Here is a 14,981-nt window from a genome sequence, read left to right as displayed (position 1 = left end):
ACTGATGGAAGTTTCACTTTATCCTTCCCCAATCACACGCACCTCTTCTATCTTCCATACATCATTTTCTTTCCCTACGGTGTAACGTACTTTCTTTTGAACAGATTCTTCTTTCTCTTTCGTTTCTACAACAGCATACTCTCCTTCAAAATTTTCTACATGAAAATCCAATAGGTCGATTTTTTTATTCTTATTTCTAAACTCTGCTTGTTTTTGGGCTTTTGTATCCTCTAACCCTAATGACTTCGTTGAAAATAGTGCCATATGCCCCTCAAAGTTTTTCTCATTTATTGTTTGAATATATGAGTCTATTAACTGTTTAATTGTTTGTTCTTCTTTCTCCGATATAGGCTTTGTCATCTTTTTATTTTTCTCTTCTTTATATACCGTTTCTTCCTTTTTCATTGTATCGTTTTGCACTTTTTCTTGTGAGCTGCATCCACATAATTGAAGACTAATGATCCCTACAATCCCCAACCTCTTTAGCATTCTTTTCATATATCTCTCCTCCAAAATGAAAAAGAAAAAGCAAGGCAAAGCAGCCCCGCTTTTTCTCCATATTAGCGTCGACCTTTATTTGGGTCACCGCCGCCAACAATATCAAACACACGCTTTGCTAAGTTTGTATTTTCTTGAACGCCAGCAAATAAATATTTTCCTGGTCCAAATGCGTAGACACCAACATCTTCACCAGTATGACCATCCGTTGTCCATCCTGTATAAGAGCGCTTGTTAAAGATCGCTTCAATTGCATTATCAATTTTTGTCGCATCTTTTGACGTTGCAGCATCATTTACTGACTTAATTTCTTCTGGTGTTAATTCTAAATCAATATACTTTTTCAATGTTTCTTCAACACTTGCCCCTTTAGCGATTTCAGCCGCCATAAAGTCAGGTGTACGTTTTGCTGCTTTAATTGGTTTTACATCAAAATTGTACTCGCCTTTTGTTCCAAGAGAGAAGCCACCAGTAGAATGATCAGCAGTTGCTATAACCAATGTATGTTTATCTTTTTTCGCAAACTCAATCGCTGCCTTAAATGCTCTTTCAAAGTCTTCCATTTCACTCATCGCTGCAACAACATCATTATCATGACCAGCCCAGTCAATTTGGCTACCTTCTACCATTAAGAAGAAACCATTTTTGTTTTTATTTAAACGCTCAATCGCTGCGTTCGTCATTTCTGCTAAAGAAGGCGCTTTATCATTGCGATCAATCATTTTATCAAAACCGCCTGGTGCAAATAAACCAAGAATTTGGTCACTCTTATCATTTAATAATTGCTGACGATCCGTTACATAGCTATAACCATCTTTTTTAAATTCTTCTGTAAGATTGCGATCTTTTCTTACAAAGTTATTTACACCGCCGCCAAGAAGAACGTCTACTTTATGCTTACCATTAATTTTTTCATCGAGGTAATCATTTGCAATGGCATCCATATTTTTTCGGCTAACATCATGTGCACCGAAAGCCGCTGGTGTTGCATGCGTAATTTCAGAAGTTGCAACTAAACCTGTAGATTTCCCGCGTTCTTTCGCTTGCTCTAGTACTGTCTTTACGTTTGTTTTGTCATTATCCACTGCTATAGCTGCATTATATGTTTTAATCCCTGATGACATTGCAGTAGCAGCAGAAGCTGAGTCTGTAATATTTTGATGCTCGTCTTCTGGATATGTAACTTGTGTTCCTACAAGGTGTTTATCAAATTCCGTTTGCTCCATCTCAAATGTTTTTGGGTTATCTTTCATATAACGATGCGCTGTCATATAAGAAGGTCCCATACCATCCCCTATTAAGACAATTACATTTTTAATCTTTGTATCATTCTCTTTTTCGTCTGCTTTAATAACATCTGAACGTGTCATATTCCATGTAACAATTGAAGTAAGTGCTAACGATGAAACAACAGCAAATGGCCATGCTTTCTTCATAAATTTTTTCACTTTATAAGTCCCCCTAAATTGTTAATTCAATTCCCATTACCAAATGTAATAGAAAACTGTTAAGGTAAAATGAGAAAAATGTAAATGTTTTGTTAATTGTTGGTGATTATCGTTACAATGTGCATCTCTTTGTCGTTTTATTTCTTGAACCAGCAATATTTTTTCAGTTGAAACTGAATGTTTTAAATTCCTATGCTAAAATGTATTGGTATATGGAAATATAAGGGGGATAATATATGAAAGTAAAAATATTAAGTAAATCTGATATATCACAGCTATTATCTCTTTGTGATGCTGTAGGATGGTTACACGATGTTTCGTTTATGAAGGAACAATTCGAGACATACCTTTCTGTCGGTACTTTATTTGGTCATGATAACAAAGGTCAGCTCGTCTCTTGTATTGCTGTTTTTCCATATAAAACAGGATTTACTTCTCTTGGTATGCTTATTGTCCATCCAGATTTTCAGCGAAAAGGATTAGGACGTTCCTTGCTAGATATTTGTATGAAAAATTCTCCGCCATTACAACCTGTTACACTCATTGCAACGGATGCTGGTGCGCCTTTATATCATGCATATGGATTTCATACAGTTACTTCTATTCATCGATTTGAACGAACTAAAACAACAACAAAACTGGGTTCCTTTGCTACTCGTACAATCACAAGTGAGGACCTTAATACACTCAGTCAATTCGATTACGAAGCAAGCGGCGCTCATCGCCCTAATCTGTATTCAATTCTGTTACATAGAGCACACCTTGCATTAAAGGTCGAAAGAAATGATAGACTTGAAGCTTTTGCGTTATGTATCCGAAAAGGAGACACCTTATGTGTTACTCCCCTTATCGCTAGCAATGAAGAGGATGCCTTGCATTTACTGCTATCCATATGTAACCAATGGAATGGAACTGTTCGCATTGATGTTCCACATACACAAAAAAGCTTTAGAGATAAACTGTTATCATTTGAGTTTAAAGAAACGTTGCTTTCTCCTTTCATGATAAAAAACGGAGAAAACCTCCCTGGTAAACGTAATTTTATATTTACCATAATGGATGCAGCGCTATGCTAGAAAGGGGAAACCATTTTGAAACGATGGAAGCTTTACATGCTCATCTGCTTTGTTCTCACAACATTATCGAGCTGCAGTACAATCGAAAAACAAACAGAAAAAGCAACGCAAGTAAAAGAAACAATTGAAACAAAACTAGAGACAAAAGAAAAAATGATTGAAATTGATGGACAAACCATTTACTTTAAACAAATCGGTAAAAATAAACCTCCTTTACTTATGCTTCATGGCTTTGGAGGTTCATCAAATGGATTTAGTGATATTTATCCCGATTTAGCAAAAAATCATACCGTTATCGCTGTCGATATTTTAGGTTTCGGCCATTCTTCAAAGCCGATAGATTTTCGCTACTCCTTTCCAAACCAAGCAAACTTATATTATAAATTAATGAAAAAATTAGGCTATGATACATTCGCTATATTAGGACACTCTATGGGCGGAGAAATTTCTTTAAATTTAACATACTTGTATCCTGATGCAGTAACCCACCTTATTTTAACGGATGCAATAGGAGCAGAAACTTTACAGCACGGGAAAGGATCTCCAAAACCAAAATTATCAAATGATTTAAGTACAGTCTCTACTCCGAAAGAATTTCACGAGGAAGAGGTAAAGAATAAACGTGAAGATACAGCACATCATGATGAACTGGGTAAAATGTGGCCGCGCCGTTTACGTATTAACGCTGATGAAATCCAACTACCAACGTTACTTATTTGGGGAAGACATGATCAAAGCGTTTCCTGGCAAAAAGGCGAAACGTATCATCAATTCTTAAAAAACAGTACATTTCATATTATCGAAGAAGGCGAACATGCACCGTTTCGTCAACAGCCGAAAGAGTTTTTGCAGTATGTTGATGAATTTTTCAAAAAGTATCCTACTAAGTCGTGATCTAAAAAAATGCCCAGCCTCATTTTCTTTCTATCAACAATTATCATTCTGAGTTTATTTATAGCAAAATCATCTCAAATTCGTTAAAAAGGGGTATCTCATGATGAGATACCCCTTTTATACACTAAGCAGCTTGATTTTTATAATTGCGTGATTTTTTATTGAAAATTTTAGATAAAATAAATCCATCTACACCAAATTTGCCAGCATTATAACCTGCAACTAGAATCAACATAGACAAAATTACTAATTGTGGGTTTACGCCTGTTGACCCACTAAACATATAGGAAAAGTTCATTACAAGACCAAAAAATACAGCTGTTTTCGTTAAACAACCAACAATTAACCCTATTCCAACTAAAATCTCTCCCCATGTAACTACAAAATTAAATAGCTCTACATTTGGAATTGCTACTTCTTTTAAAAAGGATGCCCACCATGATTGCACTGCTGGCTGAGCTCCTGATGCTTTTTCAATTGCTCCTTTTAAATAACCTGTTGCGTCAAATCCACCACCTGTTAACTTTTTCATCCCTGCCATAAGCCACGTATATCCAACATAAATACGCACTACTGCTAGTAAAAAGGAAACGGCTTTATTCTCTCTTAAAAACTGAATAACCATACAGTCCTCCTAATTTTTGTAATTAAATAAGTTACATGAATACAACAACATTCGTAACCAGTTTTTGGTTCATTCATTATGAATGCTTTTTATCAATTTTGACAAAATACTTTAACGTACGCTATATAAATACTTTTATTTGCAAATAAAAACTTGAACCTATAATAACATAAACGATAATGATTTTCATTACTATTTATAAAAAATTATTTTCTCAATGCAAAATTTTCTTATTCTATGAAAAAGATCTTATAAACACTTACCCCTCACCTACCTTTTTCTGTTTCTTTCTATTTTGAGGTGGGGGTCTTACTCCCCCATAGAGAGGGATAACTCAAATATAAAACACAGTTATCTCCTCTTGTTCATGCAACATTTATTTCTACTATAGTTGCATTTCATACACTCCGGTCTCCTCTAGAAAATCTTCCCTCGTCAATGCTTGTTTCATCACATATTGCCTATATGCTGTAATCGTTCCATCATGAGACACGATTATCACACGTGAAGCTTTTAACGTTTCACACCATTTCATGAAGCTATGAGCAGCTATACAAAATTCAGGCTCTGCAATCGTATTAATCCCATTTCTCCATAACTCTTCATTCTGTTCTGCTGCTAATACAAATTGCGAAAATGACCGCTGAACGTTCTTTTGACTTAACATCTTGTCACAAGGCAACGTTCTTGCTCCTTCTCGATATGGAAAAATGCGCGGTGAAATATACGGATGAACAAACTTTCTACAAGCAACTTGCTCACTCCATAGCGCAGCTGTCTGTAATGTTCGGACTACCGGACTTGCAATCAATATATCACTCTCACGTAAAGGAAGTTTTTCTCGCAGCGCTAATGCCTGTTCTCTCCCTTTATCCGTAAGAAGTGGATGATCCATTCGTAAACTATTTGGCAGATTGTTTGTATGCTCTCCTTCTCCGTGCCTAACAAAAATAAGGTTCATATGAAAATCCCTTTCTATTTCGTATTGAAATGAAGTCTCTTCTTCACTTTATCCTTCTCCTCTTCAAAAAAAATCCTCTCTTTATGTAAAAGAGAGGATCAACGTATATATTCATTTTCATTTTTCCACATCTTTGTCTAGCTCTGCCTCCTAGACCCGCTTTTCTTTGTAAGTCACTGCTATACAGAATACAACATGACCGCTTCTATGCATAGCCAGATGCTCTCGCCCGCTTAAAAAGAAAGAGGGTTTTATATCATTTTTAAAATTTGTGTTTATATATAAATTTAAGGGGGGGAATATAGTAAGATCGTTCCATCCTTACAGGAGTTAAGCACCTATACAACGAATGTAATACGTTACATAAAAATAGAAATGAGTGGTAACAATGATTCGCGAAATTACAGAAGCAGATGCAGCTCCTTTTTTGAAACTATGTCAAACGATTGATCAAGAAACAAATTTTTTGTTATTTGAGCCTAATGAGCGAAACTTTACGATTGAGAAGCAAAAATCTATGATTCAATCTCTTCTCTCTCCATATAATTCAACACTTCTAGTAGCTGAGAAAGATGAGCAACTTGTTGGATATATAATCGCTCGCGGCGGCGGAGTAAAGCGAAAGCAACACGCTGCATATTTAGTCATTGGCGTACTCCAGCAATATGCAGGTCAAGGAATCGGCAAACAATTACTTCATGAAATTGAAAGGTGGGCCCGCACACAACAATTACTGCGTCTAGAATTAACAGTCATGTCTCATAACGAAATAGCCATTGCGTTATATAAAAAGATGGGGTTTGTTATTGAAGGTGAAGCAGTGCATGGTGTGATTGTTGATGGACAGCCAAGAAATGAATATTATATGGCGAAAATCTTATAAAAGACTTAGGTGATGCGAAATGAATCCTTTTTTTATCGATATATGTAAAGTACAGCCAAGTCAATTGTTTCTAAGCAATGACAAAATAATGAGACTGCAACAGACTTTTTCACCACTTGCATTTGCTTTACATACACCATTACCCGTAAAAAAATTAGACGATAAAATTATTTTTACAGATAGTCATACCCGTGCATATTTATATTGGCAAGCAAATATAAAAGAGATTCCTGTCTATTGGGATGACGATCCATTACATTATGACTTATATAAATTATGTGTAGATTGGTGTCTATCAGAAAAGATTTTTCATGTCGGTCATTTACAGCATCGGATTTTACCTCATTCACAATATGAAGTTCAATGGATACAACGCTGCATAAATGCCGAAAGATCTATGCCAAACTATACACTCTTTTGATATGCGTTCTCTGCAAACAGAGAACGCATATTTTATTCTTTTACCGATACAACATTTTCCCAATCTCGTTTCTCATAATAATTTGCTGCTTCGTCTATATTGTGAATCCATTTTCTCGCTTGTGAACCATCTGCATTGGCAAGCCACATATCAGCTTGCTCTCCGTTAGAGCGTATCCATAGGATTTGATTTGTGTGTGTAATATAGTATGGATAATAATCTCCGTATCCTTTTGATGGGGTTGTTATTTGAAGTTGCTGTGCATTCGTAACATTGATTTGATATAGTGAAGGCTTGGGACGTTGTTTTGGATCATTGGACCACTTCGCTTCCTTTGCTCTGGAAATTGTAATCAAATTATTATTATTCCAAGTAAAATCCCAATCAACATAACCTTTTGGAGTAAAAGTAGTTTGCTTAAAAGCAGGAAGTTCTTTTAATTTTAAATGTTTATTTTCGACGGTAAAGCGACCTTCTCCTTCTATGTATGCAAGAATATTTTTTGACGGGGCCCATTGAAACCATTTTGGTTGAATCAACATGTGATCAACTGCTTCAAACTGACTTCCATCTGCTCCGATTATACATAAAGTATTACTATCCATTGACCAAGAGGCAGTTGGTGTTGCTAAAAAGGAAATCCATTTTCTATCAGGTGACCATTGGAATAAACTTGCTACAATTGCAAAAAATTGTGGTGATTCTTTCGGTAAGGTGTAAAAATGTTTAATCTTACTTCGATCTAAATTTGCATGAAGTGGTACTTGAAATAACTCAGCACCTGTCCATCCTGTTGGCAGTAAATGAGACATAGAAGAAACGAGAAATTTCTTCCCATCAGGATACCAACCACAATCTCCCACACCAACTGATACATTCTCAAAACCTTTTTGTGGATTTTCTACATCGTATATATTCAAAACACTACCAAATTGAAAGGCAATGATGTTTTGCTTTGGTGACCATTGATAGTTTGTTGCATCCGCTCGGAAAGGTGTCACCTTTCTCCCATCTGAAATTCGGTATAATTCAAGCTGATTTGCGTCTTTTCCTTTTGCATAAGCAAGCCACTTCCCATCATACGACCACTTTGGATTCACAATACGTTCTCCTTTTGTTACCTGCTTTTCTTTTCCATCTATTTTTATTCATAAGTTATGATTACGAATAAAAGCAACTTGTACTGGCACACTTTCCGCATAACTACTTGAAACCGCGCTAAAGAAAACACAAGCAAATATGAAAAACTGAAACATACTCTTAAGCATATGAATACCTCACTTTATAAGCTTTGCAATTCTCTGCAATCCTTTTATGAAAAATAGCATGCTAATTCCCCATGATGATCCGGCAAGTCCAATATAAAGTGAATTATATTCCGATTCAAACACCTCTCCAACAGGCGGTTCTTGTAAAATATGTACCCAAGCTGCAATCCCAAAACTTAGAAATATAAGATGACTAAAAAACCATCCATATACACTACATTTTGTTTTCCACCATAGCAGTGCAGCAATAACAAAAGACAACATTAAAAAGATTGTTGCCCCGTGTATTAATAATGATAATATCTCTTGCTCCATTGCCACAATTATCCCCTACCTTTTTCTTATAGCATTTCGCTACTCAACCAAAGAGTATGCAACATTTATTAAAAACAAATCTTTATCACGTTCACCTAAAAAATTACAAGTGAGTTAGTACTACAATTTTTTCTATTTGCACCAAAAGAAATGTTAAACAATTCGGAATCTTGTGATAAAATTAAAAGCGCTTACATTATTCTGAAAGGAGCTGCGCGTATACCACATGTAACATCTTATTTTTTCACTTAAAAGGAGGATGTATATATGACCAAAAAAACAGAAATTCCATCACATTTAAAACCGTATGTATCAAAGCAGCATTACGACCAATACACACCAATTGATCATGCTGTATGGCGCTACATTATGAGACAAAATCATAACTTTTTAAAAGACGTTGCACATCCAGCTTATGTAAATGGATTGCAATCTTCCGGGATTAACATAGATGCCATTCCAAAAGTAGAAGAAATGAATGATTGTTTAGCACCGAGCGGTTGGGGCGCTGTTACAATTGACGGATTAATTCCTGGCGTCGCATTCTTTGATTTCCAAGGACACGGACTTCTGCCCATTGCGACAGATATTCGCAAAGTAGAAAATATTGAGTATACACCAGCTCCAGATATCGTTCATGAAGCAGCTGGTCATGCTCCAATTTTACTTGATCCTACATATGCAAAGTACGTGAAATTGTTCGGAAAGATTGGAGCAAAAGCTTTCTCCACAAAAGAAGAACACGAATTATTTGAAGCAGTTCGCCAATTAACGATTGTAAAAGAAAGCAGAACATCTACACCAGAAGAAATTATGGCAGCAGAAAAAGAAGTGGAAGAAAAACAAAAACATATTTCCGGCCTATCAGAAGCAGAACAAATTTCACGCCTATTCTGGTGGACTGTAGAATACGGGCTAATTGGTGATCTACAAAAACCAAAAATTTATGGTGCTGGTCTCCTTTCCTCTGTTGGTGAAAGTAAGCATTGTTTAACTGATGCAGTCAAAAAAGTACCTTTCTCTATTGAAGCATGCATTCAAACAACTTACGATGTAACGAAAATGCAGCCGCAACTGTTTGTTTGTCAATCGTTTGAAGAGCTTATTCATTCACTTGAAGCATTCTCGGAAACAATGGCATTCAAATTAGGCAATGCAGAAAGTTTAGATAAAGCACTGCGCTCTGAAAATACAGCAACTGTCGAGCTAAACAGCGGATTACAAATTACAGGCACGCTCGTTGAAATCGTAAAAGATGAAAACGGCGCGGCAATTTATATGAAAACAAATAGCCAGACGGCATTAGCAATTCACCATACACAATTACAAAATCATTCTACAACTGTACATCAAGACGGGTTCGGTACACCAATTGGTTTATTACAAAATGATATCGCATTAGAGTCTTGTACGGATGAAAAATTACACGCATTAGGAATCGTTATTGGTAATAAGGCTGAGCTTATTTTTAAAAGTGGTGTACATGTAACAGGAATAGTAAGCGATATGATTAGAAATAAAGAAAAAATCGCTGTCATTTCGTTTACAAACTGTACAGTAACGCTGAAAGACCGCTTATTATTTGATACATCATGGGGTACATTTGACATGGCAGTTGGTTCAGCTATTACTTCTGTATTCCCTGGGGCAGCAGATCCAGCAGCATTCTTCCGGGTGGATGACGAAGAAGAAGCAACACCTGCACCGCGTATTCAATCAGAGCTAGAAAACATGTACGAAACAGTTCGTAACATTCGGGGTGAAAGTTCACTACATGAACAGCATACAGAACAGCTTGTAGCGATTTATCACGTACTAGAACGATTTTATAAAAAAGAATGGTTACTGCGCCTTGAAATTTTAGAGTTATTACAAGAACATAAAGCGGAGATTCCAGAACGTGCAACATTGTTCCAACAACTTTCTTCCTTTACAGATAATGAAGCCGTGCAGCGTTTAATCCATAACGGACTTGCCTTACTTCCCATAAAGGATGTGACAAATAATGCAACGACTAACTAATAAAGAAGTACAAGAAGAGTTAATGAAGTTAGATAAATGGACAATAAAAGACGAAAAATGGATTGAACGAAAATACATGTTCTCCGACTACTTAAAAGGTGTCGAATTTGTTTCTGAAGCGGCCAAACTATCAGAAGAACGCAATCACCATCCATTTATCCTGATTCAGTATAAAGCAGTTATTATCACATTGTCATCATGGAATGCAAAAGGATTAACAACACTCGATTTTGAAATGGCAAAACAGTTTGATGAGATGTTTTTACAGAATGAAAAAGCGATTATACGATAATTTACAGTGAACCAGACAGAAACTATTCTGCTGGTTCCTTTCATGTAACAAAACATATAGGAGGCACATAATTGAAAAAACTCGTTCCACTTTTTCCGGTGCATTTGTTGGTTGGCTGATCATCGGTTTCTTCACAGACAACTACAATTCAAGTAACTTATTTCTTTTCATGCTAGGTGCAATTTCTGGTTATCAGGTTGGAAAGAATAAGTAATAATATTTCGTACTTCTAACATTGTTAAAATACAAAAAAGAAGCCACTATTTAGGCTTCCTTTTTCTACTTTACATAAACAAGTTATTGATTTTTTCCATACGCAGCAGGTATAAAAAATCCCCAATTAATGATTATCTATATAAATCATAAGTCGCTGCTATGCAGAAAAAACATGACCTGCACTTGCTTTCTCCCTTTGTTTTAAATTATGGCACGTGGCAAGAAAAGGCCCTGACCGTTTCTACGCATCGCCAGATACTCTCGTCCATCTAAAAAAAAAGGGGTTTTTTAGATTTGCATTTATATAGAAGACTAAACAATACAGTCTTATGTTAAATTAGTCTTTTTTCAAAATCGTAGCTTTTAAAAAACGATCTACAAATCCTTCTGCTTTTACAACAAATAAATAAAGACCCATTGTTAATAACGCTAAGTCTAATTCATATCCTGGATGCTTTCCATCCCCTAATAAACCAAACGGTCCGTTTACTTTTACAATTGCTCCAACTAAAATAAGTGCAAATAATAATCCTACGTATCTTACACCTAAACCGATAATTAATAACACACCGCCAACTACCTCTACTGTTGCAACGCCATATGCAAGGCCGCCTGGTAAGCCAATGCTTGTAAACCAACCTGCAATATTATCGATTCCTGCTTGAAATTTCTTTAAACCATGAGCAAAAAATATAATTCCTAATACAACTCGAATAATTAAATTACCAATATATTGATTCATCTTTTCTCTCCTTTTTGTTTTGTTATATAAAACTTTTATTTATATTACAAAACATACAATAAAATTTTTTATTCGTCAATTTATTTTTAGTGAGAAAAAGGAAAAAAGATTTGCTATGATACAACTATCTGTTAATAAAAAGGAGCAGGGTCATTATGAATATCGGTTCGACAATACGTGAAATTCGCCAGCGCAGAGGAATTACAATTGCGCAAATTTGTGAAGGAACAGGGCTTTCTAAAGGATTTATGAGTCAAGTGGAAAACAATAAAACATCTCCATCTATTCTTACTCTCGAAACAATCGCTCATTTTTTTAATGTTCCTCTTCCTTATTTATTGTTAGAGCAAAAAGATCGGATGAAAATTGTAAAAAAAGAAGAACGGAAATATAGTATTTACGGAAAAGATCAACAAAAAATTGAACATGTAGCCGAGCAAGGCGGACTGCGTTTATCATTAGTAGAAATTCCTGTCGGCTTTCCGAAAGAAAACACACCAAATGCTCATGAAGGTGAAGAATGCCATCTTGTCTTGCGCGGAAAATTAGAAGTACAACACGGAGAAGATATTGCCATTGTAGAAGAAGGAGATTCGTTTTCTTGGAGTGCATGTGTACCACATATCGTTCGTAATATTGGTGATGAAGCTGCACTTCTTCTTATTTCAAGCCATACTGAAAATCGAAAACATGTATAGTCAACTACCTACCACTTAAACGCTAACACATTTTGAAGTGGGGGCTTGTAAAAAGCCCTGGTTGTCTAGCCTCAGTCTTTTGTGGACTCCGTTCGTAGGTTGCATACCCAAGAATGATTCCCTAGTTCTTGGCTCTATGGTGGCTCTGTAACAGTTCTGATTGGGAAGGAACGGTCAACCACAAGCCTTCTTGTATAAGAAGTTGAGGGCACCTACAAACATTATTGAAGGGAAACAAACTCTTAGGAGGGACAAAACATGCATGTATTTGTCAAGAATTTAAGAGGGGAACCGCTTATGCCTTGTAGTCATCGAAAGGCACGAATTCTTCTCAAACAATGAAAAGCAAAGATTATTGGATACACTCCGTTTACGATTCAATTACAATATGCCACAGGTGAAGCGGTGCAACCCGTCACAATCGGTGTTGATAGTGGTGCAAAGCATATGGGTATTGCAATCGCTACAGAAGATAAGGTGCTAGTAAAAGGAACGATTGAGTTACGTCAAGACGTCAAAGAAAACCTTATATTAAGAGCTATACGCAGAGGCAGAAGACAACGAAAAACAAGGTATCGCAAAGCTCGTTTTCTCAATCGAAAAAAGAAAGAAGGCTGGTTGCCACCATCGATTCAAAGCAGAGTAGATAACCAAATTCATTGGATTGAAACATTCAAGTCACTCTTACCCTCACCAATCGGGCTTTTACGGGCAGTTTATCTCCCACCTAACTTCTTAAGAAAAGCGGAAGCGGCTCGCTCAGAATCACAGGACGCCCACGCACAGGGCGGAGAGGCGCTTTTTTCCTCGTCCGAGGGGGCGAAACGACCGAAGATTCTAGCCGCTAGAGCTGGACAACAAAGAAAAGCGGAAGTGGCTCGTTCAGAATGTGAGGGGGATGGAGCTTCTGACGTAGAGGTGTTTTTTACCTCGTAGGAAGAAGCGAAGCCACCGAACATTCTAGCCACTGGAGCTGGACAATGCTTTTCTCTGAATCTTGAGGTGGGGGTCTTACTGCCCACAAATAGCGGGATAAATAAAATAAAACGAGCAGGTTGTTATTTCACTCACCTGCTCGTTTCATTGCATATACGAGAACATCCATATCGTGGAATACAACTGTCTTCTCATAAACCATACCTGTTTTTCTTGCTACAAAAATAGAAGCTGGATGATTGGGATTAATAAGAGAAATAAGTTTCTGAAGCTTAAGTACTTGAAAGCCATAATCTCGAAAAGCTGCTGCCGCTTCTTTCGCAAATCCGTTTCCCCAATACTCTGGGAGTAGCCAATAGCCAACTTCAATCTCTTCTTTTCCATCAACGCGTTGCCGAACAAGTCCCGCATGTCCCATTGGTTCTCCCGTTTCTCTATGTAACATTAGAAATAAACCAAGTCCACGTTCGTATCCCGGTAAGACCCAGCTTTCAAGACTTTTTTTACATTGTTCATACGTTTTTGGTGTTCCTTTCCCGATATAACGAATTACTCGATCGTTCCCCCATAAAGAAGCGTAAAAATCTAAGTCATCCATTGTATATTTACGAAACTGTAAACGATCTGTGTGAAACATGTCATTCTCCCCTTCTTGTCGATTCCCTTTCTATAACGGAAATAGGTAATTGTATTTGCTGCAAATGTTCACCTTGTGATTGTTTATGCAATAGAATAATAGAATGCTTTGCCATACTTGCAATTGAGGTGGAAATAGTCGTTATATTAGGATTCATCATCACCGACAGCTCCTGATTATCAAATCCAATCACACCAAGATCTTTCGGAATACAAATTCCCATTCGCTGCGCTTCCATAATCATTCCGGCAGCTATTTCGTCACTACCTGTAAAAACCGCGTCGGGAGCATTTTTCATAGATTGCATCATTTGTATCACCCGTTTCCCATCCTTTAATCCATAACAATTTGGAAATATCCATTCCTGTTGCAATGATAAATGATGATCACATAAAGCTTGTTTATATCCTTTATACCTTTTTCGCTGTGCCTTACTTTTTAATGTATCATAACAAAATCCAATGTGTGTATATCCATTTTCTAAAAGATGCTTTGTTCCTAAATACCCTGCCCGTTCTTCGTCAAATTGAACTGTTGATATCAATTCTGTTTCTACATGTTCATTACATATAACAATCATACCTGACGTACTTACACATTCCATCTCCTCTATTGGCAAAGAAAGTGTCGTAAAAATAAGCCCATCTAGCTTCTTCGTTCTTACGTAATGGATAAATTCTCTTTCTCTCTCTGGAGCATAATTGGATTGTAATATCACAACATCATAACGATCTTCTTTTAAAATATTACTTATTTCTTGAATTAATTGACTAAAGAATGGATGGTATAAATTTGGTACTACTACACCAATTAAATTCGTTTGAAGGCGACGTAAATCTTTTGCTACCGCTACAGGGACATAATTTTTTTCATCAATAATCGCTTGCACTCTTTCTCTTAATTCTGATCGAACATACGGATGATGATTGATTACACGAGAAACGGTCGCTTTCGAAACTCCAGCTAATTTGGCGATATCTTCAATTGTGAAAATCGTAAGTTCCCCCCTTGACCTGTAAAGCATTTCAGAATGTACAGTATATAGTAAG

Annotated in this window: 16 protein-coding genes and 1 pseudogene; 8 read left to right on the top strand and 9 right to left on the bottom strand. The window is 36.5% G+C overall.

All coding sequences use genetic code 11. From position 1 onward, the window contains the following. Positions 1–18 precede the first annotated feature (18 nt). Both MR076_RS18100 and MR076_RS18095 read right to left on the bottom strand, forming a co-directional pair. Positions 19–498, bottom strand: coding sequence for a Cif family virulence factor (locus tag MR076_RS18100; RefSeq protein WP_242222843.1), 480 nt, complete (start codon positions 496–498; stop codon positions 19–21). 62 nt (positions 499–560) lie between these two features. Next, positions 561–1,946 (bottom strand): alkaline phosphatase, encoded by a 1,386-nt coding sequence (locus MR076_RS18095; RefSeq protein ID WP_242222842.1) that lies wholly within the window; start codon positions 1,944–1,946, stop codon positions 561–563. Positions 1,947–2,182: 236 nt separating this feature from the next. Between MR076_RS18095 and MR076_RS18090 the strand changes: the two genes are divergently transcribed. Both MR076_RS18090 and MR076_RS18085 read left to right on the top strand, forming a co-directional pair. Continuing rightward, the gene (locus MR076_RS18090; protein ID WP_242222841.1) at positions 2,183–3,022 is read left to right on the top strand and encodes a GNAT family N-acetyltransferase; all 840 of its coding nucleotides are present in this window, start codon (positions 2,183–2,185) and stop codon (positions 3,020–3,022) included. Between the two features lie 15 nt (positions 3,023–3,037). After that, positions 3,038–3,916, top strand: a complete 879-nt coding sequence (locus MR076_RS18085) for an alpha/beta fold hydrolase (protein WP_242222840.1) — start codon at positions 3,038–3,040, stop codon at positions 3,914–3,916. Positions 3,917–4,040: 124 nt separating this feature from the next. Here the strand turns inward: MR076_RS18085 and MR076_RS18080 are convergent, their stop codons facing one another. Continuing rightward, positions 4,041–4,541 carry a DoxX family protein gene (locus MR076_RS18080; RefSeq protein ID WP_242222839.1) on the bottom strand — a complete coding sequence of 167 codons (501 nt, stop codon included), beginning with the start codon at positions 4,539–4,541 and terminating at the stop codon, positions 4,041–4,043. A gap of 385 nt (positions 4,542–4,926) precedes the next feature. After that, complete coding sequence (locus MR076_RS18075; RefSeq protein WP_242222838.1) at positions 4,927–5,502, bottom strand: histidine phosphatase family protein; 576 nt, start codon at positions 5,500–5,502, stop codon at positions 4,927–4,929. Between the two features lie 388 nt (positions 5,503–5,890). On the opposite strand from MR076_RS18075, the gene MR076_RS18070 reads away from it, so the two are divergent. Both MR076_RS18070 and MR076_RS18065 read left to right on the top strand, forming a co-directional pair. Further along, positions 5,891–6,385, top strand: coding sequence for a GNAT family N-acetyltransferase (locus MR076_RS18070; protein ID WP_242222837.1), 495 nt, complete (start codon positions 5,891–5,893; stop codon positions 6,383–6,385). A 19-nt stretch (positions 6,386–6,404) separates the two neighbouring features. Next, the gene (locus MR076_RS18065; RefSeq protein WP_242222836.1) at positions 6,405–6,806 is read left to right on the top strand and encodes a hypothetical protein; all 402 of its coding nucleotides are present in this window, start codon (positions 6,405–6,407) and stop codon (positions 6,804–6,806) included. Between the two features lie 32 nt (positions 6,807–6,838). Here the strand turns inward: MR076_RS18065 and MR076_RS18060 are convergent. Together MR076_RS18060 and MR076_RS18055 are read right to left on the bottom strand one after the other, a co-directional pair. Then, a pseudogene (locus tag MR076_RS18060) lies at positions 6,839–8,074 on the bottom strand (TolB family protein). A 9-nt stretch (positions 8,075–8,083) separates the two neighbouring features. Further along, positions 8,084–8,389, bottom strand: coding sequence for a hypothetical protein (locus tag MR076_RS18055; protein WP_242222835.1), 306 nt, complete (start codon positions 8,387–8,389; stop codon positions 8,084–8,086). A gap of 267 nt (positions 8,390–8,656) precedes the next feature. Between MR076_RS18055 and MR076_RS18050 the strand changes: the two genes are divergently transcribed. After that, a complete protein-coding gene (locus MR076_RS18050; protein WP_242222834.1) occupies positions 8,657–10,411 on the top strand; it encodes an aromatic amino acid hydroxylase in 1,755 nt (584 codons plus the stop codon). Then, on the top strand, positions 10,392–10,703 hold the full coding sequence (locus MR076_RS18045) for a 4a-hydroxytetrahydrobiopterin dehydratase (RefSeq protein ID WP_242222969.1): 312 nt from the start codon (positions 10,392–10,394) through the stop codon (positions 10,701–10,703). The genes MR076_RS18050 and MR076_RS18045 overlap by 20 nt, the downstream gene beginning before the upstream one ends. Before the next feature lie 553 nt (positions 10,704–11,256). On the opposite strand, the gene MR076_RS18040 is transcribed toward MR076_RS18045, so the two are convergent. Then, the gene (locus MR076_RS18040) at positions 11,257–11,661 is read right to left on the bottom strand and encodes a DoxX family protein (protein WP_242222833.1); all 405 of its coding nucleotides are present in this window, start codon (positions 11,659–11,661) and stop codon (positions 11,257–11,259) included. A 155-nt stretch (positions 11,662–11,816) separates the two neighbouring features. Here MR076_RS18040 and MR076_RS18035 point away from each other — a divergent pair, with 155 nt between their 5' ends. After that, on the top strand, positions 11,817–12,359 hold the full coding sequence (locus tag MR076_RS18035) for a helix-turn-helix domain-containing protein (RefSeq protein WP_242222831.1): 543 nt from the start codon (positions 11,817–11,819) through the stop codon (positions 12,357–12,359). 351 nt (positions 12,360–12,710) lie between these two features. Next, positions 12,711–13,295, top strand: coding sequence for an RRXRR domain-containing protein (locus MR076_RS18030; protein WP_313897346.1), 585 nt, complete (start codon positions 12,711–12,713; stop codon positions 13,293–13,295). Between the two features lie 127 nt (positions 13,296–13,422). Here MR076_RS18030 and MR076_RS18025 read toward each other — a convergent pair whose 3' ends face one another. Both MR076_RS18025 and MR076_RS18020 read right to left on the bottom strand, forming a co-directional pair. After that, on the bottom strand, positions 13,423–13,932 hold the full coding sequence (locus MR076_RS18025) for a GNAT family N-acetyltransferase (RefSeq protein ID WP_242222827.1): 510 nt from the start codon (positions 13,930–13,932) through the stop codon (positions 13,423–13,425). Position 13,933: 1 nt separating this feature from the next. Beyond that, positions 13,934–14,956 (bottom strand): LacI family DNA-binding transcriptional regulator, encoded by a 1,023-nt coding sequence (locus MR076_RS18020; RefSeq protein WP_242222825.1) that lies wholly within the window; start codon positions 14,954–14,956, stop codon positions 13,934–13,936. Between the last annotated feature and the right edge of the window lie 25 nt (positions 14,957–14,981).

Source organism: Bacillus cereus group sp. BfR-BA-01380 (genome assembly GCF_022663535.1).
GTDB classification, from domain to species: Bacteria; Bacillota; Bacilli; order Bacillales; family Bacillaceae_G; genus Bacillus_A; species Bacillus_A cereus_BB.
The sequence above is the reverse complement of the archived record's forward strand: the minus strand, read 5'-3'. Positions and strand labels throughout refer to the sequence as shown.

What these genes read in the sequence shown, in the direction of transcription:
- MR076_RS18050 (WP_242222834.1), top strand. Translation starts at nt 8,657, where the DNA reads ATGACCAAAAAAACAGAAATTCCATCACATTTAAAACCGTATGTATCA.
- MR076_RS18035 (WP_242222831.1), top strand. Translation starts at nt 11,817, where the DNA reads ATGAATATCGGTTCGACAATACGTGAAATTCGCCAGCGCAGAGGAATT.
- MR076_RS18100 (WP_242222843.1), bottom strand. Translation starts at nt 498, where the DNA reads ATGAAAAGAATGCTAAAGAGGTTGGGGATTGTAGGGATCATTAGTCTT.
- MR076_RS18080 (WP_242222839.1), bottom strand. Translation starts at nt 4,541, where the DNA reads ATGGTTATTCAGTTTTTAAGAGAGAATAAAGCCGTTTCCTTTTTACTA.
- MR076_RS18070 (WP_242222837.1), top strand. Translation starts at nt 5,891, where the DNA reads ATGATTCGCGAAATTACAGAAGCAGATGCAGCTCCTTTTTTGAAACTA.
- MR076_RS18055 (WP_242222835.1), bottom strand. Translation starts at nt 8,389, where the DNA reads ATGGAGCAAGAGATATTATCATTATTAATACACGGGGCAACAATCTTT.
- MR076_RS18090 (WP_242222841.1), top strand. Translation starts at nt 2,183, where the DNA reads ATGAAAGTAAAAATATTAAGTAAATCTGATATATCACAGCTATTATCT.
- MR076_RS18065 (WP_242222836.1), top strand. Translation starts at nt 6,405, where the DNA reads ATGAATCCTTTTTTTATCGATATATGTAAAGTACAGCCAAGTCAATTG.
- MR076_RS18075 (WP_242222838.1), bottom strand. Translation starts at nt 5,502, where the DNA reads ATGAACCTTATTTTTGTTAGGCACGGAGAAGGAGAGCATACAAACAAT.
- MR076_RS18020 (WP_242222825.1), bottom strand. Translation starts at nt 14,956, where the DNA reads ATGCTTTACAGGTCAAGGGGGGAACTTACGATTTTCACAATTGAAGAT.
- MR076_RS18040 (WP_242222833.1), bottom strand. Translation starts at nt 11,661, where the DNA reads ATGAATCAATATATTGGTAATTTAATTATTCGAGTTGTATTAGGAATT.
- MR076_RS18025 (WP_242222827.1), bottom strand. Translation starts at nt 13,932, where the DNA reads ATGTTTCACACAGATCGTTTACAGTTTCGTAAATATACAATGGATGAC.